This window comes from Pseudonocardia sp. GCM10023141, assembly GCF_042653605.1.
Window position 1 is genome coordinate 21,116 of the sequence record NZ_JBHSIR010000003.1, and the last position, 20,194, is coordinate 41,309.

General features: G+C 72.8%; 23 protein-coding genes. 13 read left to right on the forward strand and 10 right to left on the reverse strand.

Going from position 1 to position 20,194, the window contains the following annotated elements:
* Nucleotides 1-79: 79 nt before the first annotated feature.
* Genes ACFPFQ_RS00560 through ACFPFQ_RS00575 form a run of 4 tightly spaced genes read right to left on the reverse strand, consistent with a single transcriptional unit; the run spans nucleotide 80 to nucleotide 2,687 of the window.
* Complete coding sequence (locus ACFPFQ_RS00560; RefSeq protein ID WP_379613543.1) at nucleotides 80-493, reverse strand: MaoC/PaaZ C-terminal domain-containing protein; 414 nt, start codon at nucleotides 491-493, stop codon at nucleotides 80-82.
* Nucleotides 490-918, reverse strand: a complete 429-nt coding sequence (locus ACFPFQ_RS00565) for an FAS1-like dehydratase domain-containing protein (protein ID WP_379613545.1) — start codon at nucleotides 916-918, stop codon at nucleotides 490-492. Before ACFPFQ_RS00565 ends, ACFPFQ_RS00560 begins: the two co-directional genes overlap by 4 nt.
* Nucleotides 919-921: 3 nt before the next feature.
* A complete protein-coding gene (locus ACFPFQ_RS00570; RefSeq protein WP_379613547.1) occupies nucleotides 922-1,707 on the reverse strand; it encodes an enoyl-CoA hydratase-related protein in 786 nt (261 codons plus the stop codon).
* 14 nt (nucleotides 1,708-1,721) lie between these two features.
* The gene (locus ACFPFQ_RS00575; RefSeq protein WP_379613548.1) at nucleotides 1,722-2,687 is read right to left on the reverse strand and encodes a GlxA family transcriptional regulator; all 966 of its coding nucleotides are present in this window, start codon (nucleotides 2,685-2,687) and stop codon (nucleotides 1,722-1,724) included.
* Nucleotides 2,688-2,772: 85 nt separating this feature from the next.
* Between ACFPFQ_RS00575 and ACFPFQ_RS00580 the strand changes: the two genes are divergently transcribed.
* The gene (locus ACFPFQ_RS00580; RefSeq protein ID WP_379613549.1) at nucleotides 2,773-2,946 is read left to right on the forward strand and encodes a hypothetical protein; all 174 of its coding nucleotides are present in this window, start codon (nucleotides 2,773-2,775) and stop codon (nucleotides 2,944-2,946) included.
* Here ACFPFQ_RS00580 and ACFPFQ_RS00585 read toward each other — a convergent pair.
* Nucleotides 2,927-3,985 carry a winged helix DNA-binding domain-containing protein gene (locus ACFPFQ_RS00585; protein WP_379613550.1) on the reverse strand — a complete coding sequence of 353 codons (1,059 nt, stop codon included), beginning with the start codon at nucleotides 3,983-3,985 and terminating at the stop codon, nucleotides 2,927-2,929. The two genes, ACFPFQ_RS00580 and ACFPFQ_RS00585, sit on opposite strands and share 20 nt — an antisense overlap.
* A gap of 122 nt (nucleotides 3,986-4,107) precedes the next feature.
* Between ACFPFQ_RS00585 and ACFPFQ_RS00590 the strand changes: the two genes are divergently transcribed.
* From ACFPFQ_RS00590 to ACFPFQ_RS00605, 4 genes are read left to right on the forward strand one after another with little or no spacing between them, the layout of a single operon-like run.
* Nucleotides 4,108-5,043 carry an ABC transporter ATP-binding protein gene (locus tag ACFPFQ_RS00590; RefSeq protein WP_379613551.1) on the forward strand — a complete coding sequence of 312 codons (936 nt, stop codon included), beginning with the start codon at nucleotides 4,108-4,110 and terminating at the stop codon, nucleotides 5,041-5,043.
* Complete coding sequence (locus ACFPFQ_RS00595) at nucleotides 5,040-5,819, forward strand: ABC transporter permease (RefSeq protein ID WP_379613553.1); 780 nt, start codon at nucleotides 5,040-5,042, stop codon at nucleotides 5,817-5,819. Before ACFPFQ_RS00590 ends, ACFPFQ_RS00595 begins: the two co-directional genes overlap by 4 nt.
* Entirely contained in the window at nucleotides 5,816-6,907 is a 1,092-nt protein-coding gene (locus ACFPFQ_RS00600; RefSeq protein WP_379613555.1) for a sensor histidine kinase, read from the forward strand. Before ACFPFQ_RS00595 ends, ACFPFQ_RS00600 begins: the two co-directional genes overlap by 4 nt.
* On the forward strand, nucleotides 6,904-7,509 hold the full coding sequence (locus ACFPFQ_RS00605; RefSeq protein ID WP_379613557.1) for a response regulator: 606 nt from the start codon (nucleotides 6,904-6,906) through the stop codon (nucleotides 7,507-7,509). Before ACFPFQ_RS00600 ends, ACFPFQ_RS00605 begins: the two co-directional genes overlap by 4 nt.
* Before the next feature lie 9 nt (nucleotides 7,510-7,518).
* Here the strand turns inward: ACFPFQ_RS00605 and ACFPFQ_RS00610 are convergent, their stop codons facing one another.
* Nucleotides 7,519-8,352 (reverse strand): helix-turn-helix transcriptional regulator, encoded by an 834-nt coding sequence (locus ACFPFQ_RS00610; protein ID WP_379613559.1) that lies wholly within the window; start codon nucleotides 8,350-8,352, stop codon nucleotides 7,519-7,521.
* A 102-nt stretch (nucleotides 8,353-8,454) separates the two neighbouring features.
* Between ACFPFQ_RS00610 and ACFPFQ_RS00615 the strand changes: the two genes are divergently transcribed.
* Together ACFPFQ_RS00615 and ACFPFQ_RS00620 are read left to right on the forward strand one after the other, a co-directional pair.
* The gene (locus ACFPFQ_RS00615; RefSeq protein ID WP_379613561.1) at nucleotides 8,455-9,867 is read left to right on the forward strand and encodes an MFS transporter; all 1,413 of its coding nucleotides are present in this window, start codon (nucleotides 8,455-8,457) and stop codon (nucleotides 9,865-9,867) included.
* A 78-nt stretch (nucleotides 9,868-9,945) separates the two neighbouring features.
* Nucleotides 9,946-11,244, forward strand: coding sequence for an alpha/beta hydrolase (locus tag ACFPFQ_RS00620; protein WP_379613563.1), 1,299 nt, complete (start codon nucleotides 9,946-9,948; stop codon nucleotides 11,242-11,244).
* A gap of 117 nt (nucleotides 11,245-11,361) precedes the next feature.
* Here the strand turns inward: ACFPFQ_RS00620 and ACFPFQ_RS00625 are convergent, their stop codons facing one another.
* Both ACFPFQ_RS00625 and pcaB read right to left on the reverse strand, forming a co-directional pair.
* The gene (locus ACFPFQ_RS00625; protein ID WP_379613565.1) at nucleotides 11,362-12,129 is read right to left on the reverse strand and encodes an IclR family transcriptional regulator domain-containing protein; all 768 of its coding nucleotides are present in this window, start codon (nucleotides 12,127-12,129) and stop codon (nucleotides 11,362-11,364) included.
* Nucleotides 12,129-13,247, reverse strand: a complete 1,119-nt coding sequence (pcaB, locus tag ACFPFQ_RS00630) for a 3-carboxy-cis,cis-muconate cycloisomerase (protein WP_379613567.1) — start codon at nucleotides 13,245-13,247, stop codon at nucleotides 12,129-12,131. Before pcaB ends, ACFPFQ_RS00625 begins: the two co-directional genes overlap by 1 nt.
* An 82-nt stretch (nucleotides 13,248-13,329) precedes the next feature.
* Here pcaB and ACFPFQ_RS00635 point away from each other — a divergent pair, with 82 nt between their 5' ends.
* From ACFPFQ_RS00635 to ACFPFQ_RS00660, 6 genes are all read left to right on the forward strand, one after another.
* Nucleotides 13,330-14,076, forward strand: coding sequence for a CoA transferase subunit A (locus ACFPFQ_RS00635; RefSeq protein ID WP_379613569.1), 747 nt, complete (start codon nucleotides 13,330-13,332; stop codon nucleotides 14,074-14,076).
* Complete coding sequence (locus ACFPFQ_RS00640) at nucleotides 14,073-14,699, forward strand: CoA transferase subunit B (RefSeq protein ID WP_379613570.1); 627 nt, start codon at nucleotides 14,073-14,075, stop codon at nucleotides 14,697-14,699. Before ACFPFQ_RS00635 ends, ACFPFQ_RS00640 begins: the two co-directional genes overlap by 4 nt.
* Before the next feature lie 146 nt (nucleotides 14,700-14,845).
* Nucleotides 14,846-15,358 carry a hypothetical protein gene (locus tag ACFPFQ_RS00645; RefSeq protein WP_379613572.1) on the forward strand — a complete coding sequence of 171 codons (513 nt, stop codon included), beginning with the start codon at nucleotides 14,846-14,848 and terminating at the stop codon, nucleotides 15,356-15,358.
* The gene (locus tag ACFPFQ_RS00650; RefSeq protein WP_379613574.1) at nucleotides 15,355-16,077 is read left to right on the forward strand and encodes a glycine-rich domain-containing protein; all 723 of its coding nucleotides are present in this window, start codon (nucleotides 15,355-15,357) and stop codon (nucleotides 16,075-16,077) included. Before ACFPFQ_RS00645 ends, ACFPFQ_RS00650 begins: the two co-directional genes overlap by 4 nt.
* Before the next feature lie 3 nt (nucleotides 16,078-16,080).
* Entirely contained in the window at nucleotides 16,081-16,668 is a 588-nt protein-coding gene (locus tag ACFPFQ_RS00655; protein WP_379613576.1) for a class I SAM-dependent methyltransferase, read from the forward strand.
* 181 nt (nucleotides 16,669-16,849) lie between these two features.
* Entirely contained in the window at nucleotides 16,850-17,596 is a 747-nt protein-coding gene (locus ACFPFQ_RS00660; protein ID WP_379613586.1) for an IS701 family transposase, read from the forward strand.
* Between the two features lie 141 nt (nucleotides 17,597-17,737).
* On the opposite strand, the gene ACFPFQ_RS00665 is transcribed toward ACFPFQ_RS00660, so the two are convergent.
* Complete coding sequence (locus tag ACFPFQ_RS00665) at nucleotides 17,738-18,949, reverse strand: cytochrome P450 family protein (RefSeq protein ID WP_379613578.1); 1,212 nt, start codon at nucleotides 18,947-18,949, stop codon at nucleotides 17,738-17,740.
* Between the two features lie 42 nt (nucleotides 18,950-18,991).
* Nucleotides 18,992-20,116 carry an NAD(P)/FAD-dependent oxidoreductase gene (locus ACFPFQ_RS00670; protein WP_379613580.1) on the reverse strand — a complete coding sequence of 375 codons (1,125 nt, stop codon included), beginning with the start codon at nucleotides 20,114-20,116 and terminating at the stop codon, nucleotides 18,992-18,994.
* Nucleotides 20,117-20,194: the final 78 nt, after the last annotated feature.

Here is a 20,194-nt window from a genome sequence, read left to right on the forward strand (position 1 = left end):
GTGAGCCGATCCTGCCGCGTGGAGCGCCCGTTCGCGAGCGAGTGTGCTGTGTTCGGAGCGGCGTGTCCCGGCCGCGCGCTCAGTCCAGCTTCGCCGTGGCCGTTCCCGTGAGCACCGTGGCGCCCTCCGCGTTCACCGTGACGAGCGTGAACGCCGCCGTGCCGTCGGTGACCCCCGCGACGGTGACGGTGGTGGTCAGCGTGTCGCCGGGCCACACCTGCGCGGTGAAGCGCACGCCGTAGTCCAGCAGGCGTTCCTCGCCCCCGACCCAGTCGGTGACGGCGCGGCCGGCCAGCCCCATCGTCAGCATGCCGTGGGCGAAGACGCCGGGATAGCCGGCCACCTGCGTGGCGAACGGCTCGTCGGTGTGCAGCGGGTTGTAGTCGCCGGACGCGCCCGCGTACTGGACGATCCGCGTTCGCGTCAGGTCGGCGACCACCACCGTCTCGCGGGTGTCACCGACCGCGATCGGCTGCCCGTTCACGCTGCTCATGAGCTCTCCTTCAGCACGCCGATGCCGCGGGCGGTCACGACGAGCTCGCCGCTCTCGTCGTGGTACTCGGTGATCGTCTCGAAGAACTTCAACGTGCCGGAGCGGCCGACCTTCTCCCAGCGCTCGCCCTCGCGGACCGTGGCGTGCAGGACGTCACCGACGCGCACCGGCCGGTGGTAGGTGTAGTGCTGTTCGGCGTGCAGGCCGCCACCGCCGCCCCCCGCGCCTGCGGGCGGCGCGCCCGGGCCGGCTGCCGACCCCCACCAGTCGACCCCGTCGCGCGGCCGCAGCCGGTACTCGGGATCGAACTGCGCGGAGGCCTGCACGAACGTCGGCGGCGCGAGGTCGGTCTCGCGCTCGTCGCCGATCGCCCTGCGGAACATCAGCACGTGCCCGGCTTCCACCGGGAACCTCTCGACGGCCACGGATCAGTCCTTCCTCGTCAGCGGCGCGAACCGCGGTGGACGCTTCTCCAGGTACGACGACACCCCTTCGGCCAGGTCCGGGCTGCCGATGGTCGTGTCGACGAGGTCCCAGGCGCGCTCGAGCGAAGCCTCGAACGTCACATCGAGGTCGTCGAGCACCTGCCCGGCGATCACCGCGAGCGAGTTCGGGGCGCAGTTGCGGGCGACGTCGCGCGCGTAGTCCTGCGCGGCGCCGAGCACGTCCTCGCGCGGCATGATCCGGTTGACCAGGCCGAGCCGGTGCGCCTCGACTGCCTCGAACGTGCGGGCCGACAGGAGCAGGTCCATGGCGTTGCCGACGCCGATCAGCCGCGGCAGCGTCCAGGCGATGCCGTACTCGGCGACCAGCCCGCGGCGGGCGAACGCGGTGGAGAACCGCGCCGAGTCGGACGCGAACCGCACGTGGCACCACAGCGCCTGCACCAGACCGACCCCCGCGCAGGCGCCGTTGATGGCGGCGATGAGCGGCTTCGGGAACCGTCGCGGGACGTCGACGGGCAGGTGCGGCAGCGTGGCACCCGGTTCGGCCAGCCCGGTCAGGCGCGTCATGTCGGCGCCGGGGCAGAACGTGGTGCCCGCCCCGGTCAGGACGACCGCGCGCACGTCCGGGTCGGTGGCCGCCGCTTCCAGGTGCGCGTAGTACGCCTGTTGCATGTCGTCGCCCCAGCCGTTGCGGCGCTCGGGGCGGTTCAGGGTCAGGGTGAGGACGCCGTCGGCGTCCCTCTCGGCAAGTACGGCTTCGGTGCCCACTCCTGAACGATAGTTCAGGAACCCGCGATCGCCAGGCCTCCCTGGAAGGTGCGCCGGTAGTCCGCGGGGGCAACGCCGACGACCTTGCGGAAGTGGTGGCGCAGCAGCGCGCCGCTGCCGAACCCGCAGCGGGTGGCGACGGAGTCGACGCCCAGATCGGTGTCCTCCAGCAGCCGCTGGGCGAGCAACACGCGCTGCAACGTCATCCAGCGGTGCGGCGTGGTGCCGGTCTCGGCGACGAACCGGCGGGCGAAGCTGCGGTCCGACATCCGGGCGCGCCGCGCGAGCTCCGCGACGCTGTGCTCGACGTCGAGGTGCTCCAGCACCCACTCCAGCACCGGGGCCAGCGCGTCGGCGGAGCACTGCGGGATCGGCTGCTCGACGAACTGGCGCTGCCCACCGTCGCGCTGGGGCGGCACGACCATCCGGCGGGCGATGGCGTTGACCACGGCGCTGCCGAGCTCGCGGCGCACCACGTGCAGGCAGGCGTCGATGCCGGCGGCCGTGCCGGCGCTGGTGACGATGTTGCCGTCGTCGACGAACAGGACGTCGGGGTCGACGAGCGCCTGCGGATACGTGGCACGCAGGTCGTCGACGTGCATCCAGTGCGACGTGCACCGCCTGCCGTCGAGCAGCCCGGCGGCACCGATCACGAACGCGCCGGAGCAGATGCCGAGGATCGTGGCGCCGTCGGCCGCTGCCGCGCGCAGCGCCTCGAGTGCGGGTTCGGGGAAGGTGCGCCACCGGGTGGCCGAGACGGCCACGAGATCCGCGCCGACCAGCCCGTCGAGCCCGAGCGCGGGGGTGATGGACGCGCCGTTGCCGGTGTCGAGCGGCTCGCCCGCGACCGGGCCGCAGACCCGGAACTCGATCGGGGGCACACCGTCGGCGGTGCGGTCGGTGCCGAAGACCTCGCACAGCGTGCCGAACTCGAAGGGCGAGACGGCGGGTAGCAGCAGCGCGGCGACCGTGGAGAGCATGCCCCGAGCATAGTGGCAGGATCTTGCCGTGAGCGGTCTTCTCTGCCACTGTTGGCAGCTTCTTGTCGAGCGAAGACTCTCTGCCATGGACACCGCATTGCTCGTTCTGCTCGGCGTCGCCTTCGCCGTCTGGCTCTCGGCGGCCCGCCCCCAGCTGTTCCCGCAGACCCCACCCGCCGACCGCGAACGGGAGCGCCAGCTCGCGGAGCTGCGCGCCCACCGCACCTACTCGGCCGACATCACCCTGCCGCCGCACTAGCGAACGCCGCCAGCCGCTCTCCCTCGGCGGCGAGCTCGCGCAGCACCGGCGGCGCCAGCTCGTGGAACGGGTCGAGGGCGACGCCACCGCCGTCGAAGCGCCAGGTGCCCGCGACCTGCCCGTCGACGAGGAACGTGGGCACGGACTGCGGCATCGTGGCGGCGAAGACCCGGCTGCGGTACGCCTCCGGCAGGATCTGGCCGCGCCGGGCGTGCACCAGCAGCACGGCGTCCCACTGGCCGAGGAACCGCACCGGTGCCGGGGTGTCGGCGTCCGGCAGCGGTGCCCGCGGCAGGTCCACCAGCTCGCCACCGGACTCGTCACGGAACCGCCGCAACGAGATCCCGGCGAGCACCGCGCGCGTGACCGTCAGGTTCCAGCCGCAGAACAACGCCACGTCCTTCACCGACGCGGGACCGAAACCGCGCAGGTAGCGGGTGACGAGCAGCTCGCGCGCGACCGGCTCCGACGGGGCGGACGTGCGCACCGTCTGCTCGGCGAGGCCGTAGACGTGGGCCCGTGGCAGCTCCCAGGTGCCGGCGGGCGGCACCCGGACCAGGTCGACCCACAGCTGGGCACCCGACCAGGCGTCCCGGTCGAACCCGTCGGCGACGAGGCGCTTCTGGATCTCGGCCTGCTTGAGCGGGCCGTCGGCGAGGTAGCCGCGGACCGCGTCGGCGACCGGCTCCATCGGCAGCTCGGCGCGGCTCTTCGCGGAGCGCCGCCACCACTCGCGGCGGGGCATCCGCACGGCCTCGGAGATGGGCGCGTAGTCACGTGCCGAGAGCATGTGGATGGTGCAGCGCATGGCCCAGCCCTGCACGATGCGCCCGCTCAGCAGCGCGTCGGTGAGGTGCTCCCTGCGGAAGCCGTCGGTGCGCGACCACATCCCGACGTAGCCGGCCGGCGCGTACTGCGTCTGCAGGCAGGCCACCCGCTCGACCACCCGCTCGGGGGCGAGCGGGGAACGCTCCAGGAGGAGCTGCCGGGCCAGCACGGCCCGGTTGATCTGCCGGGTGGTGAGGACGCGTTCGGGCATGGGGTGATCCTGCCCCGGGCCCCCTGACGTCCCGGAGCGGCGACCCCGCATGACATTCGTCAGCATCGGGTGCTGACGCCGTCCACTGCCTCCCGACCGGCTCGCAGGGCAACCTTCTCCCCATGACCGAGGACGCAAGCCCCCCAGCAATGAGGATCGCGGGCGTGAGCCACCGCTACGGCGCCGTGGCGGCGCTCTCGGGTGTCGATCTCACCGTCGCCCCCGGCGAGTGCGTCGCCCTGCTGGGCCCCAACGGCGCGGGCAAGACGACCCTGATCGGGCTCGCGACCGGGCTGCTCGCCGCGCAGGAGGGCAGCGTCGCGGTCTGCGGCGGCGATCCCCGCCGAGCCGCGACCCGGCGCGCGCTGGGTGTGGTGCAGCAGGAGATGGGCTTCCCCCGCACCGCGACGGTCGACGAGCTGGCGCGCGGCGCGGCCGTGCGGGCCGGGCAGCCCGCGAGCGCCGCGGCTCCGGTGCTCACCGAGGTCGGCATCACCGACCTGCGCGGGCGCCGCGCCGGCAAGGTCTCCGGTGGCCAGCAGCAGCGCGTCGCGCTGGCGATGGCGCTGGTCGGCGATCCCGAGCTGCTCCTGCTCGACGAGCCGACGGTCGGGCTCGACATCGCGGCTCGTCGCGCGTTCTGGCAGACGCTCGCCGCGCGCCGGGACGCGGGCGTGGGCATCCTGCTCACCACCCACATCATCGAGGAGGCCGCGGCCGTCGCCGATCGTGTCGTGGTGCTGCACCGCGGCCGCGTGGTGGCCGCCGACACGCCGGCGGGGCTGACGTCGCGCCTCGCCGACCGCACGATCACCGCCCGCACCGCGCTCGACGACAGCACGCTGCGGGCGCTGCCCGGCGTGCTGTCGCTGCGCCGCGACGCTGACCGGGTGCGCCTGGCCACCACCGCACCGGAGGAGGTGCTGCGCCGCTGGCTCGCTGCCGACGCCGGGCTCGCCGACCTGCGTGTCGAGGGCGCCGGACTCGAGCAGGCCCTGTTCGCGCTGACCGGCGAGGACCACGAGAAGACCGACGCGAAGGTGCAGGTCCCGGCATGACCACGATCGACTCGTCCACGACACCGCAGCGGGTGCTCCACGCCCGCGTCATGGGCGTGGAGTTCGCGGAGGGCATCCGCGCGATCCTGCGCGAGCCGACCGCCCTGTTCTTCTCCGTGCTGATGCCCGTGATGCTCTTCGCCCTGTTCATCTCGCTGTTCGGCAACCAGCCCTCGCCCGACGGCATCACCTACGGCGCCCGGATGCTCGCGACGTTCGGCACGTTCGGGGTGGTGTCGGTGATGCTGATGAACCCCGGCATCGGCGTGGCCAACGACCGCGCGAGCGGCTGGCTGCGCGTCAAGAAGGTGTCGGCGGCCCCGATCGGCGCCACGATCGCCGGGAAGGTGCTGGCCGCGCTGCCGTACGCGCTGTTCGCGATCCTCGCCTACACCGCGCTGTCGCTGGTGATCTCCGGCGTGTCGATGGACCTCGGGACGTGGCTGCGGCTGGTGGCCGTGCTGATTCTGGGCAGCCTGCCGTTCGCGCTGCTCGGCCTCGCCGTCGGCTTCGTGACCTCGGCGAACGCCGCGGCCGCCGTGCTCAACGCGATCTTCTTCCCGCTCTCGATCGCCTCGGGGCTGTGGATGCCGCTGGAGATGATGCCCGCGTTCATCCAGAACATCGCGCCCTACCTGCCGACCTACCACCTCGCGCGGCTCGCGGTGGCGCAGCTCGACGGCGGGCCGGCACTCGGCCACCTGCTCGCGCTGCTGCTCACCACCGTTGTCGCCGCGGGGCTGGCCGGGTGGGCCTACCGTAATCTGCGGGTGTGACCGTGCCGGCCGAGGAGCGCCCAGCGCACCCGTTCCGCGGTGTGACGCTCTGGCACCTGTTCTGGCTGTCGGTGCTGCTCTACCAGCCGGTGTTCGACGGGAACGCCCCGCTCCTGCAGTGGGTCGGGCTGGTCGTCATCGTGGCGCTGTTCCTGCCAATCTACCTGCTCGCGCAGGTCCGGCCCGCGGTCCGGCGCCGGGCGCCGCTGCTGATCACGGTGCTCGCGGTGCTCAGCATGCTGATCAACGCGGGTGCGGCCATCCTGCTGGTCTTCGCCGCCGCGTTCGTCGGCGAGCTGGAGTCGCGGCGCAACACGCTGCGCTGGCTCGCGCTCTACAGCGTGCTGATCGCCGGTTTCGGACTCTGGTCGCTGCAGCAGTCGTCGCTGTGGGCGCTGCTGTCCTACATCCCGTGCCTCGTGCTCGTCTGGGCGCTCGGAATGATCACCTTCGAGCACTCCGAGCAGGACCGCGTCGACCGCATGCACAACGCGCAGGTCGAGCACCTGGCCACGCTGTCCGAGCGCGAGCGCATCGCCCGCGACCTGCACGACCTGCTGGGCCAGACCCTCACCGGGATCGTCGTGCGCTCCCAGCTCGCCCAGCGGCTGGCCCGCGTCGATGTGGAGGCGGGGATCGGGGAGATGGCGCTGGTCGAACAGGCCGCCCGCGCGGCCCTCACCGAGGTGCGCGCCACCGTGTCGGGCTGGCGCCAGGTCGACCTCGATGAGGAGATCACGGTCGCCAGCGACGCGCTCGCCGCCGCGGGCGTGCAGATCGCGGTGCAACGCGATCCCGATCTCGTGCTGACCCCGATGGCCGAGACCGCGCTCGGGTTGGCGCTGCGCGAGGGCGTCACCAACGTCGTGCGCCACGCCCACGCGTCTCGCTGCACCCTCACGTTGCGCAGGGTCGGCGACGACGTCGTGCTGGAGGTCACCGACGACGGCGTCGGTGGTGGCACCGGCGAGGGCAACGGGCTGCGCGGGATGCGCGAGCGGATCGGCGCGCTCGGCGGCGACGTGCAGCGGCTGGCCACCGCAGGCACCGCGCTGACGGTGGCGGTGCCCGCGACGGTCGCCACGTGACGATCCGGTTGGTGCTGGCCGAGGACCAGACGATGGTGCTGGGGGCGTTCGCGGCGCTGCTCGGGCTGGAGCCCGACCTGGAGGTCGTCGCCACCGCGGCCGACGGCACCGCGGCGCTGGCCGCGGTGCTCGAGCACGACCCGGACGTGCTGGTCACCGACGTCGAGATGCCCGGACTCACCGGCCTGGATGTGGCGGCCGAGCTCCGCCGTCGCGGAGCCCGCACCCGCCTGGTGATCGTCACGACGTTCGCCCGGTCCGGCTACCTGCGCCGGGCCCTCGAGAGCGGGGTGTCGGGCTACGTGCTCAAGGACGCGCCGATCGACCAGCTCGTCGACACCGTGCGGCGGGTCCATGCCGGCCAGCGCGTGGTGGATCCCGCGCTGGCCGTCGCGGCCTGGGACGGTGCCGACCCCATGACCGACCGGGAGCGCGACGTGCTGCGGCTGGCCGCCGACGGGCTGCCCAACGGCGACATCGCCACGCAGCTGCACCTGGCGGAGGGCACTGTGCGCAACTACCTCTCCACGGCCATCACGAAGCTGGGCGTGCGCAACCGGATCGAGGCGGCCCGGGTGGCGCGGGACCGGGGCTGGCTGTAGCCGACTCCGTCAGAGCTGCTCGATCTTCACCTGCGTCGCCTCGTCGTCGGGGGTGAAGGTGGTCAGCCGGATCTCGGAGCGCCGCCCGAACCACAGGTGCGAGCAGTGGAACCGCAGCTCGCCGACCGTCGAGTGGATCACCCGCTTGCTCTGGTTGTACATCGGCTGCACGTCGTGGCGGTTCCAGAGCTCCTCGAACGCCGGCGACTCGGCCCGCAGCCGCTTGACCAGCGACTTCCAGCACGGATCGGCCACGTGGTCGGCCATCGAGGCGCGGAACTGGGCCACCGAGCGCGGCATGCCGGCCGCCCAGTCGGGCAGCTGGGCCTGCCAGGCGGCGTTGGTGAAGCACTGCAGCATCGCGTTGCGGTCGTCCGCCGGGATCGCGTCGACGTCGAACAGGGCGTTGTAGGCGCGGTTCCAGGCGAGGATGTCGGTGCGCGCGTTGTAGACCACCGCCGGGAACGGGTCGAGTTTCGCCATGATCGCGTGCACCTCGGCGGGCACCGCGTTGCTCTCCTTCTCCACCGTCGGCTCCGCCGCGCCGCCGAGGCGGTACAGGTGCGCGATCTCCTGCGGATCGAGGCGCAGCGTGCGGGCGATGGCATCGAGCACCTGCTCGGAGGCGTTGATGTCGCGGCCCTGCTCCAGCCAGGTGTACCAGGTGACGCCGACCCCGGCGAGCTGCGCCACCTCCTCGCGGCGCAGGCCAGGGGTCCGGCGGCGCCCCAGCTCGGGCAGGCCCACCTGCTCGGGGGTGATGCGTTCGCGGCGGCTGCGCAGGAAGGCGGCCAGTTCACGACGCCGTACACCGTGCTCGAGTGCGGTCACCGCGGTGCTCATGGCTCCACTGTTGCATCCCGCCCAGCCGGGTACCAGGTAGTGCGGGTACCCGGATGAGCAGGCTCCTGGTACCAGGTTCTGCAGCGGCCGATCGTGGTACCCATGGCCGTCACCTCGCTATCGGCACCCCCTCGAACCGATGGGCTCACCCGCGCCGGTCTCGGCACCGTGCTGCTGGGCGCCGCGCTGGCACCCATCGACCTGTTCATCGTCAACGTCGCGCTGCCCACGATCGGCGCCGACCTCCACGCCACCGCGGCCACCCTGGAGTGGATCGTGGCCGGCTACGGCATCGCCTTCGCCGTGCTGCTCGTGGTCGGTGGCCGGCTCGGCGACGCGTTCGGCAGGCGCCGGCTGTTCCTGATCGGGCTGGCCGCCTTCACCGTCACCTCGCTGGCCTGTGGGCTCGCTCCGGACGCCGGCGTGCTGGTCGGCGCTCGGATGTTGCAGGGTGCCGCGGCCGCGCTGCTGGTGCCCCAGGTCCTGTCGATCGTCCAGTCCGCGACGACCGGCGAGCGCCGCTCCCGCATCCTGGGCTACTACGGCGCCACCGGCGGGATCGCCATGGTGATCGGGCTGCTGGCCGGCGGACTGCTCGCCACGGCCGACATCGCCGGCACCGGGTGGCGCATGATCTTCCTCGTCAACGTGCCGATCGGGCTGGCCGGACTGGCGCTCGGCCGCCGGACCCTGCCCGAGACGCGCGCCGCCGACCCGCTCAGCATCGACCGCTGGGGCACCCTCCTGCTCGGCGTCACGCTGCTGGCGCTGCTGGTGCCCGTGCTGGAGGGGCGCGCGCTGGGCTGGCCCGCCTGGTGCTGGGTGCTGCTCGCCGTCGCCCCGCTCGCGGCGGTCGCCTTCGTCGCCGTCGAGCGTGCGCGCGAGTCCGGTGGCCGGGCCACGCTGCTGCCGATGTCGCTGCTGGCCGTGCCGAGCCTGCGCCGCGGCCTCCTGCTGGCCGTGCCGTTCTTCGCCGGTGTCGGCGGCTTCATGTTCGTCTACGCACTGACGCTGCAGGACGGGCTGGCCCTGAGCCCGCTCGCGTCGGGACTGGCGCTCACCCCGTTCGCGGCGGCCTTCCTCGCCGCGTCGCTGCTGAGCAGCAGGCTCGTCGCACGCCACGGCATCCGGCTGATCTCGATCGGTGCGCTCGTGCAGGCACTCGGGCTGCTGGTGCTCATCGGGGCGGCGCTGCTCGCGTGGCCCGACCTCAACGTCGTCGACCTCGCGCCGGGCACGATCCTGTGCGGCTTCGGCCAGGGTCTGAGCGGGCCGACCCTGTTCCGCGCGGTGCTCTCCGACGTCCCGCACAGCAGCGCCGGGGCGGGCAGCGGGGTGCTCACCACGACGCAGCAGTCCTCGCTCGCCCTCGGGGTCGCCGTGCTCGGCACGGTGTTCGCCACCGTCTCGGCGGCGGCCGGGATCCAGGTCGCGGTGATCACGGTGACGGCCGTCCAGGCCGTGCTGGTGGCGGCGATCGCGGTCGGGGCCACCCGGTTCACCCGCGCGTCGTGACGGACGGGGGCCGACCCCCGTTGCGTGTTCGGGCACACCGGGGTGCCGGCCGGGCACGAGCTGAGGATCATCTGCAGGGTGCTGGACTGGTCACTGCTCGCCGGACCGCTGCCGCTGGCGCTGCTGGCGCTCGGGGTGGCGGCCGGCGTACTGCTGCTGTGGCCGCGGGGCAGGCCGCGGCGGTGGTGGGCGCTGGCCGTGCCGATCGCGGTCGTGGCCGGGCTCGTCGGCACCGCCGGGACGGGTCTCGTGCTGTTCGAGGTGCTGCATGAACGGATCCCGCTCACGGTCCTGGCCTGGATCATGGCCCCGCTCGTGGCCGTCGGGCTCGCCGTCGCCGCATGCCTGGCCAGGGCCCGCTGGTGGCCGGTGTCCCTCGCCGCGGTGCTGGTGCTGCTTGCCGGCGCGTCCGGCGTCAACGTCTACTACGAGCAGTTCCCGACCGTGCGCACCGCGCTCGGTCTGAGCCCGGCGGGGCAGGCCGCGTTCGCCGACGTCGCACCGCAGGCCGAGAAGGTGATCCGCGGACGCGCCGGCGCGCCACTGGAGACGCTGTGGACGCCACCGGCGGACATGCCCGCCGCCGGCAGCGTGTCGGAGGTGCAGATCCCGAGCCCGGCGTCGGGGTTCCCGGCCCGCTCCGGCTGGGTCTACCTGCCGCCCGCCTACCTGACGGGAGTCCGTGCGGAACTGCCGGTGCTCGTGCTGCTCTCGGGGCAGCCCGGCAATCCCGGCGACTGGCTCACCGGCGGGCAGCTCACCGCCCGGATGGACCGCTACGCCGCCGCGCACAAGGGCCTCGCGCCGGTCGTCGTCATCCCCGACGACCTGGGCGCCGAGTTCGCGAACCCGCTCTGCCTCGACTCCCGGCTCGGCAAGGCCGCCACCTACCTGACCGTCGACGTGCCGGCCTGGATCCGCAAGAACCTCCAGGTGGACCCGGATCCGGCGGACTGGGCGATCGCGGGCCTGTCCCACGGCGGCACCTGCGCGCTGCAGATGGCGGTGACCGCGCCGCAGGTCTACCCCACGTTCGTCGACATCGCCGGGCAGCTCGAACCGATGCTCGGCAGCCGCGCCGACACGGTCGCGGCCGCGTTCGGGACCGGACCGGAGGCGGCGGCGGCGTTCCGGGCCGTGAACCCGATCGACGTGCTGAAGACCCGGCGCCTCCCGCAGAGCGCCGGGGTGCTGGTGGCCGGTGCCGCCGACGGCGAGTACCTGCCGCAGGCGAAGACGGTGCTCACCGCGCTGCAGGGAGCCGGGGTCAGCGCGACCCTGACCGTGCTGCCCGGGGTGCACACCTGGGCGGTCTGGGGCCCGGGGCTTGAGTCGGCGCTGCCGTGGCTGGGCACGCGGCTGAACCTGACGCGCTGAGGCCCCCCGCCCGCCCCTCCCCCGCGCGCCCGCCCCTCAACATCGCAGCATGGTGGCTTTCCTAGCGTTGAACCGCAGGATGGCCACCATGCTGCGATCCCGGCAGGGCCCTGTGGCTCACCCCGCCGAAAGATCGATACCCCCACCCAGCCGCAGATCCCCCTCGATCCCCGCCGCACAGGCCCGCAGCGCCGGCAGGACGTCACGCACCAGGTCCACCGAACCGGCGCGCGACGAGACGTTGGCCGCCGCCACCACCGCCCCCGAGCCGTCCCGCACCGGCACCGCGAGCGAGCGCAGGCCCAGCTCCAGCTCCTCGTCCACCACGCAGTATCCGGCGTCGCGGACCGTGTCGAGCTCCACGGCCAGCGTGGCGAGGTCGGTGAGGGTGCGGTCGGTCAGCGGCTCCGGCGGGCGTTCGGCGAGCAGCGCCCGCCGCTGCGGGTCCGGCTGGGCCGCGAGCAGCACCCGTCCCATCGACGTGGCGTAGGCCGGGAGCCGAGTGCCGATGGTGATCGCCACCGTCATGATCCGCGACGTCGGCACGCGGGCGACGTAGACGACGTCGGGCCCGTCGAGCACCGACACCGACGCCGACTGGTGCACCCGCTCCACCAGCGCCTTCAGGTGCGGGCCCGCCACCTCGGGCAGCGACAGGCTCGACAGGTACGCGTACCCCAGCTCCAGCACGCGCGGGGTCAGCGCGAACTGCCGCCCGTCGGCGCTGACGTAGCCCAGCTCGGCCAGCGTCAGCAGGAACCGGCGAGCCGAGGCCCGGGTGAGCCCGGTGCGGCGCGCGACGTCGCTGAGCGTCTGGCGCGGGTGCTCCGCATCGAAGGCCCGGATCACCTCCAGGCCCTTGACCAGCGACTGGACGCGGTCCATCAGGCCCGATCCGCCAGCAGGGTGTCGGCGAGCTCCGCGGCGTGCCCGGTGTCGACCGTCCCGGTCGGCAGGTGCGCCGCCATCCGGTCCGGGTGCACCCGCAGCCCTTCCAGCGACGTGCGCAGGCGGGCGGCAGCGCCACCGGTGGCGCGCAGCAGCTCGGCCAGCGGTTGCCACTCGGCGTGCCACGGCCCGGCACCGCGCTGGTGCTCGTGATCGGCCGCGGCGAGCAGCGTGGCGGCGAGGCCGGGGGCCTGCCGGGCCGACGCCCTGGCGGTGACCGCTGCGATCGGGTTGCGCTTGTGCGGCATCGAGGACGAGTCGCCGGGCGCCGCCTCCGACACCTCCCCCAGCTCCGTTCCCGCCAGCAGGACGACGTCGGTGGCCGGCTTCGCGCAGGCACCCGCCGCGACGGCCAGCGCGCCGGCGAGCTCCCCGATCCGCGTCCGTTCGGTGTGCCACGGGGGCGCGGGCGCCAGCCGCAACGCGCGGGCCAGCGACGCCGCGACGGCCGGACCGTGCGGGTGCAGCGCGGCCAGCGTCCCGGCCGCCCCGCCGAGCTGGACGGGCAGCGTGGCCAGCACGTCGGCCAGCCGGGACCGGGACCGGTCGAGCCCGGCGCACCAGCCGGCCGCCACCAGCCCGAACGTGGTGGGCAGCGCCTGCTGGCCGAGGGTGCGCCCCATCATCGGGGTGGTGCGGTGCGCAGCGGCGAGCACGGCGGCGGCATCGGCGGCGCCGCGCAGGTCGTCGAGCACGACCTCGCCCGCCCATCCGACGAGCAGCACGGCCGCGGTGTCCATGACGTCCTGGCTGGTGGCGCCCGGGTGCACCGACGGCCCGGCCTCCCCGGCCGCGGCACGCAGCAGCCGTACGAGCGGGATGACCGGGTTCCCGCCGGTGACGGCGTCGCGGCCGAGCGCAGCGATGTCGATGTCGAGCCCGGCAGCCGCCGAGGCGATCAGATCGGCGTGCGCCGCGGGCACGACCCCGTGCTCGGACGCGGCGTGTGCGAGCGCCACCTCCACCGCCACGAGCGCCGCCACCCAGGACGCGTCGTCGAGCCGGGCGGCGACCCGGTCGGCACCGAAGAGGGGGTCGAACAGCGTGCTGGCCATGGCGGCAACCTACGGCCACCGTGACGTTGTTCGCAATGCGCACACCTGTACGCGATACGAACACATGTCGTACGCTGCGGGGGTGCTGGACAAGGTGGTCGACTCAGCGGCAGCGGCGGTGGCCGACATCCCCGACGGGGCGTCGCTCGCCGTCGGCGGGTTCGGGATGTCCGGGGTGCCCGCGGTGCTCATCGCGGCGCTCATCGAGCACGGCTCGAGCGATCTGGAGATCATCAGCAACAACCTGGGCATCGACGGCTACGGACTGGGCACGCTGCTGTCCGCGGGCCGGATCCGGCGCACGATCGGCTCCTACGTCGGCAACAACAAGGAGTTCGCGCGCCAGTACCTGGCGGGCGAGCTGGAGCTGGAACTGACGCCGCAGGGCACGCTCGCCGAGCGGCTGCACGCGGGCGGCTCCGGGGTGCCGGCGTTCTTCACCCCCGCGGGCGTCGGCACGCTCGTCGAGACCGGCGGGCTGCCGTGGCGCTACGCCCCCGACGGCAGCGTCAGCGTGATGTCGCCGCCCAAGGAGACACGCGAGTTCGACGGCACCACCTACGTGCTCGAGCGCGCGATCGTGCCCGACTTCGCGCTGGTGCACGCCTGGAAGGGCGATCGGCACGGCAACCTCGTGTACCGGCGCAGCTCCCGCAACTTCAACCCGGTCGCCGCCGCCGCGGGCCGCATCACCATCGCGCAGGTGGAGCACCTCGTGGAGCCCGGGGAGATCGACCCGGACGCCGTGCACACGCCCGGCATCCACGTGCAGCGCGTGGTGCACGTGCCGGATGTCGCGAAGCCGATCGAGATCAGGACGGTCCGATGACGCTCACCCGTGCCGAGCTGGCGGCCCGCGTGGCCGCGGAGCTGCCCGACGGCTCCTACGTCAACCTGGGCATCGGCATGCCCACGCTGGTGCCCGACCACATCCCGGCCGATCGCACCGTGGTTCTGCACTCGGAGAACGGGATACTCGGCGTCGGGCCCTACCCGGGCGAGGACGAGGTCGACCCGGATCTGATCAACGCCGGCAAGGAGACCGTCACCGTCCTGCCGGGCGCGAGCTACTTCGACTCGGCCACGAGCTTCGGGATGATCCGCGGCGGGCACGTCGACGTCGCGGTGCTGGGTGCGATGCAGGTCAGCGTGCGCGGCGACCTCGCCAACTGGGCCGTTCCCGGAAAGATGATCAAGGGCATGGGCGGGGCCATGGACCTGGTCCACGGCGCCGCGCGCGTGATCGTGATGATGGACCACACGGCGAAGGACGGCTCGGCCAAGATCGTCGAGGAGTGCACGCTCCCGCTCACCGGCGCGGCGTGCGTCGACCGGATCATCACCGAGCTGGCCGTGATCGACGTGACGCCCGACGGCCTGCGGCTGGTGGAGACGGCCCCCGGCGTGACGCGCGCGCAGGTCGAGGCCGCCACCGCGGCACCGCTGGCCTGACGGCCGCCGGGACCCGGGCCGCCCCCACGACGAGGAGCCGCGATGAACAGGTAGCGGATCACTCGTGTGCCACGGCGGGTCCCCCTGCGAATCTCTGGCGGAAGGAAGGCCCGGCCTCACCGCACGAGAACTCGTCGAGGGGACAGATGAGCGAATCCGATGACGTCCTGCGCACCGCCTCCGGCCAGGAGATCGAGATGCACCCGCTGCTGGCGGAGCTGGCTACGGAAGGCCCGCCCGCGGTGCAGGTCTTCTCCGGCTACTTCGGCCCGTCGGCGCGGGGTGGGACCGTGACCCTCTACCGCAGCCTGCGCAACCTCGACGCCACGATCGACATCGCCGCCGCTGACATCCTGCACGTCGCCGACATCCCGGAGTCCATCCTGCCCTTCGGCGCCAAGATGGTCTGGGTCGCCGCAGCAGCGGAGATCGCGGTCCGGCAGACGGTCACCGGCCGCCCGGCGCGAGCGTTCGACGATCCGGACCTCGCGGAGACGCGGGTCGGCCGGCTCCGCATCCGGAAGGCTCGCCCGATGGCAGGCGCCGCGGCGGAGTGCGTCTGCATCTCCTACTGCTCGTCGTACTGCTTCAGCGTCTGCAAGGCACCGTGCACGTCCGAGTGCCACTGCACGTCGAACTGCCGGGTGGTGTCGTCGTGACGACGATCCCGGTCGAACAGGTCATCGCTCGCCCGACGCCCCCGCCGCACCCGGCGCTGGACTTCGAGGCGCCCTACGTCGCCGAGAAGCTCCTCGATGAGCACCACGTCGCCTCGCTCGACGAGGGCAGCGCGCTGTTCGAGGAGGTGAAGAGGTACCTCTTCCTGAGCCAGTGCGACCCGTCGCGGTCGTGGCAGATGTACTCGCTGCGGGTCGACCAGGCATGGCACCAGTTCGTGCTCTTCACCGCCCAGTACGTCAGGTTCTGCATGGATCACTTCGGCCGGTACCTGCACCACGCCCCGAGCAACTCCCCGCCGTCCGCGGATGCGGGTCCCGTAGCGGTCCCGGGCGCGCCCGCGGGCCCGGCACGGCCCGATTCGACGTTCCCGGAGTTCCGGCAGCGGTACGAGGAGCTGTTCGGTGTCGAGCTGCCCGATCTCTGGTACGACCACCGGGGGCTGGGACTGCACCAGCGACTGGTCAACCAGCATGTCGACGGCTTCACGCTGGCGGCGGCCGACGACATGATCCAGATCGTGCACCCCTCCGGCCGCGTCGTCCTCGAGGTCGACCTGCTGGCCGCGGACGCGCTGCTCTTCGCGCTGCGGACACCCGCGTTCCACGTGCGGGAGCTCGGCGGGGACCTGCACGACCAGGAGAAAGTCGCGCTGGCATCAGCGCTCGTCGAGTGCCGCCTGCTGCGGATCAGCGGCTAGCTGGTGACCGTGTCCCGACCGTCCTACGCGGCGCTGCAGTCCGGCCACCGCACACCCAGCGACCTCGTCGTCCGAGCCGCCGCCCGGGCGCGCACCGGCCGTGCGCTCGATGTCGGCTGCGGGGCACTGCGCAACACGGAGTTCCTGCTCGGCGCGGGATTCGCCGTCGATGCGGTCGACCGGGACCCCGTCGTCGCGACGATGGCGGCCCGGATGCACCATCCGCGGCTCCGGTTCGTGCACGCCCGCATCGAGCAGTGGTCCATGCCGAAGGCGACGTACACGCTCGTCGCCGCGATCCACGTGCTGCCGATGCTGCCCCCGGACGTGCTCGGTCGGGTGCTCGCCTCGATCCGATCCGCGCTGGTCGTCGACGGCCTGCTGGGCGCGACCCTGCTGGGAGACCGGGACGGGTGGGCGGGCGACCACCCGCTCATGACCTTCGTGAGCCGCACGGGATGCGCAGATCTGCTGCGCGGATTCGAGGTGCGGGCGCAGGACGAGATCGAGTACGACGGCCTCGACGCCACGGGCGCACCCAAGCACTGGCACGTGCACCGCCTCCTCTGCAGCGCCCACCCGACCTGCTGAGGTGTCGGTCGCTCCGCGCACGCGCCATCGGGAACCCAGCGGCCGTGTCCACGAACGACGACGAGGTTCCCGTCGGCGCGTTGCGGATCGGCGCGCGTCGAGCGGGCTGGTAGTGCTTTGTCAGGTGTGTCGCTGCGCTTGTTTGATCGCGCTATGTGACCTCCTGCGCTTGGCCCTGGACATGCTCGATCAGATCACTCAACCGCCAGGCCCCGCCACCACACCCGCACCCGCACCCGCACCCGCGACAGCTCTCACGACCGCATGGGGACTGAACCGGCTCCCGGTCGTCGCCGACGCCGGCTACGGCGACGTGACCGAGTTCCGACTCGGACTGACCGCACGGGGATACACCTACTCCGTCGACGTGAAAGCCACAACCAGCGCCTACCCCGCAACCGCAATACCCACCACGTTGCCCTACGCCGGTACCGGTCGACCCTCGACACCGCGCTACCGCGACGAGCCCACCAACCTCACCGAACTCGCCATCGCCGCCGGACGCAGCCAACTGCGTCGCATCACCTGGCGCCACGGCTCCCGCCACGACACCCGCAACCCGACCGCCGCGATGCGCTCACGATTCCTCGCGATACGCGTTCGCCCGGCCAACCACAACATCCCCCGCGATCCCGACGGCACCCTGCCGGAATGCTGGCTGATCGCAGAATGGCCACCCGGACAATCCGAGCCCACCGACTACTGGCTCTCCACCCTGCCCGCCGACACCCCACTACGCGAACTCGTCCGACTAGCGAAGATCCGCTGGCGCATCGAACACGACTACCGCGAACTCGAAGACGGACTCGGACTCGACCACTTCGAAGGCCGCAGCTACCCCGGCTGGCACCGCCACGTCACCCTCACCACACTCGCCAAAGCATTCTGCACACAACTACGGAACCCAAAAGCCCCTGCGCCGGCCTGACCCTCTACGCCGTCCTCCGCGGACTCCAGACCCTGCTCGCCATCCGGACCGGCGCATGCCGAACCTGCCACCAGCCCTACCCCGCACCGACCTAACGAAGTACTACGAGGAGCGCGCTGAAGAACTCGGGCCGCCTGCGCGCTACGGCCGGAGTTCTTCAGCACCCTCCTCGGCCGCCGGGCCGAGATCGACCGGGAGCTCCTTCAGCCCGCGGATGATCGTGCTGCGGCGGTAGAGCAGCTCCATCGGGTCCACGCCCAGCGCCAGCTCCGGGCGCTGCTCGAGCAGCAGGCCGATGGCCTCCTGGCCCTCGATGCGGGCGAGCTGGGCGCCGAGGCAGTGGTGCAGGCCATGGCCGAACGCGACGTGGCCGGACGCGTCCCGGTCCACCTTCAGCTCGGCGGCGTCGTCGAAGCGGGTGTCGCGGTTGGCCGCGGCGAGCGAGAGGCTCACGACGGCGCCGGCCGGGATCGTGACACCGGCGTACTCGACGTCCTCGGCGGTGAAGCGGATCGGCGCCGTGTGCACCGGGGAATCCCAGCGGAGGAACTCCTCGACGGCCGAGGACATCAGATCCGGCTTCGCACGCAGCAGCGCGAGCTGCTCGGGGTGGGTGAGCAGCGCGAGCAGCCCGTTGCCGACCAGGTTGACGGTGGTCTCGTGGCCGGCGATGAGCAGGATCATCGCCATCCCGACGAGCTCCTGCTCGGAGAACCGGTCGCCGTCGTCGACCTCCTCGATCAGCGCGCTGATCAGGGCGTCGTCGGGGTTCTCCCGCTTCTTGGCGATCAGGGCGGAGAGGTACTCGGCCAGCTTCGCGGCCGCCGCCATCGACTGGTCCTGCGTGGACTCGTCGATCATGACGTTGGACCATGACGCGAAGTCGTCGCGATCCTCTGGCGGCACCCCGAGCAGCTCGCAGATCACGAACACCGGCAGCAGGAACGCGTACTCGGCCATGATGTCGACGGTGCCGGTGGCCGGCAGGTCCGCGAGCAGGCGCGCGGCGATCTCGCGGACCCGCGGGCGCAGCGCCTCCATCCGGCGCAGGGTGAACGACCGCGACACCAGCTTGCGCAGGCGCGTGTGGCCGGGCGGATCCATCAGGATCATCATCGGCAGCGGCGACTCGGGCGCGGCGGCGCGCTCCTCGACGGGCAGCGTGTGGCGCCAGTCCTTGGACAGCCGCTGATCGGCCAGTGCCGCGCGCACGTCGGCGTAGCGGGAGATCATCCACACCTCACCGCCGGGCGTCGCGACCTTGCGCACGGGTGCGTCGTCCCGCATCGCCGTGTAGGCGGGGTACGGGTCGTTCCAGAACGCGCCTTCGAACAGCTCCGTGGTGGTGGTCACCGTGCTCCTTCAGCCCGTTGGTCCTCTGATGTAAGCACGAGCTTACAGACGTCCGGGGCTGAGCGCCGCCGCAGCGAGCGCCACATCCGCAGGCAGCGGTGAGCCGGTGATCACAGCAGCCGCGAACGCGCTCAGTGCGGGCGCCGTCTCGATGCCGGCGCCGCCCTGACCAGCCACGAAGGCGAACCCGGGATGGTCGGGACGCTCCCCGACGACCGGACGACGGTCCGGCACGAACGAGCGCAGGCCTGCCCAGCTCGTCCGGATCGAGCGCAGTCCGAGCTCCGTCACGGCCTCCACCCGCTCCAGCGCGAGTGCCACGTCGAGCTCGTCGGGGCGCGCGTCGCAGGGCGGCATGGGCGTCTCGTCACCGGGGCAGACGAGCAGGTCCGCACCGTCGGCCTTGAAATAGAACGCGTAGTCGGCCTCGATCACCATCGGCGACCGGGACGGCCCGCGCAGCCGCGTCGGGTCGGGCACCCGCGCGACGGCGATGGTGCGGCGCATCGGGACGAGCCCGATCCGGCGCACGCCGGCGAGGTCGGCCACCTCGTCGGCCCACGCCCCGGCCGCGTCGACGACGAGGGCGGTGTCGATCACGTCGCCCCCGGCGTCCACCCGCCACCCCGCTCCCCGCCTGGCCAGCGCCGCGACCCGCGCGCCGGTGCGCACCGCGCCACCGCGCCGTCGCAGCCCGCGGACGTAGCCCTGGTGCAGCGCGTCGACGTCGATGTCGGCCGAGCCCGTCGCGACCGCGGCAGCCCGGACGTGGCCCGGTGCGAGCGCGCGGCAACGGCGCAGCGCCTCCGCGGCGTCGATCGCCACCGGTTGCTGCGGCTCGCCTGCCCGGTCGGCGAGCAGGCGGGCCAGCTCGACCTCACCCCGGTCGTCGACCGCGATCCAGATGACGTCGCGCGGCGCCAGCAGGGGCGGGGTGTCGAGCTCCGCCTCCAGTTGCGCGAACCGCGGTCCGCTCGCCGTGATCAGCGCCCGCATCGCGGAGCCGCCGTGGCCGGGCACGTAGGTGGCCGCCGAGCGCGCCGTCGAGTGCCGGGCGAGCTCGGACTCCGCCTCCAGCAGCAGCACCGAGCGGTCGGCCGCGAGCTCGTAGGCCACCGAGGCACCCGCGATGCCGCCACCGATCACCACGACGTCAGGAGAGTCCATGGCAGCGACGCTAGTAGAGCGTCGCTTCTAAGATTCGGGGTAGAGGTGTCGGAGTTTGGTGCGGGCGTCGCTGGCGGT

Excerpts from the sequence above, each read along its gene's own strand:
- ACFPFQ_RS00610 (WP_379613559.1), bottom strand. The coding sequence starts at position 8,352 with ATGAGCACCGCGGTGACCGCACTCGAGCACGGTGTACGGCGTCGTGAA.
- ACFPFQ_RS00640 (WP_379613570.1), top strand. The coding sequence starts at position 14,073 with ATGACGCTCACCCGTGCCGAGCTGGCGGCCCGCGTGGCCGCGGAGCTG.
- ACFPFQ_RS00595 (WP_379613553.1), top strand. The coding sequence starts at position 5,040 with ATGACCACGATCGACTCGTCCACGACACCGCAGCGGGTGCTCCACGCC.
- ACFPFQ_RS00580 (WP_379613549.1), top strand. The coding sequence starts at position 2,773 with ATGGACACCGCATTGCTCGTTCTGCTCGGCGTCGCCTTCGCCGTCTGG.
- ACFPFQ_RS00585 (WP_379613550.1), bottom strand. The coding sequence starts at position 3,985 with ATGCCCGAACGCGTCCTCACCACCCGGCAGATCAACCGGGCCGTGCTG.
- ACFPFQ_RS00645 (WP_379613572.1), top strand. The coding sequence starts at position 14,846 with ATGAGCGAATCCGATGACGTCCTGCGCACCGCCTCCGGCCAGGAGATC.
- ACFPFQ_RS00625 (WP_379613565.1), bottom strand. The coding sequence starts at position 12,129 with ATGGACCGCGTCCAGTCGCTGGTCAAGGGCCTGGAGGTGATCCGGGCC.
- ACFPFQ_RS00670 (WP_379613580.1), bottom strand. The coding sequence starts at position 20,116 with ATGGACTCTCCTGACGTCGTGGTGATCGGTGGCGGCATCGCGGGTGCC.
- ACFPFQ_RS00590 (WP_379613551.1), top strand. The coding sequence starts at position 4,108 with ATGACCGAGGACGCAAGCCCCCCAGCAATGAGGATCGCGGGCGTGAGC.
- pcaB (WP_379613567.1), bottom strand. The coding sequence starts at position 13,247 with ATGGCCAGCACGCTGTTCGACCCCCTCTTCGGTGCCGACCGGGTCGCC.
- ACFPFQ_RS00575 (WP_379613548.1), bottom strand. The coding sequence starts at position 2,687 with ATGCTCTCCACGGTCGCCGCGCTGCTGCTACCCGCCGTCTCGCCCTTC.
- ACFPFQ_RS00560 (WP_379613543.1), bottom strand. The coding sequence starts at position 493 with ATGAGCAGCGTGAACGGGCAGCCGATCGCGGTCGGTGACACCCGCGAG.
- ACFPFQ_RS00660 (WP_379613586.1), top strand. The coding sequence starts at position 16,850 with ATGCTCGATCAGATCACTCAACCGCCAGGCCCCGCCACCACACCCGCA.
- ACFPFQ_RS00615 (WP_379613561.1), top strand. The coding sequence starts at position 8,455 with ATGGCCGTCACCTCGCTATCGGCACCCCCTCGAACCGATGGGCTCACC.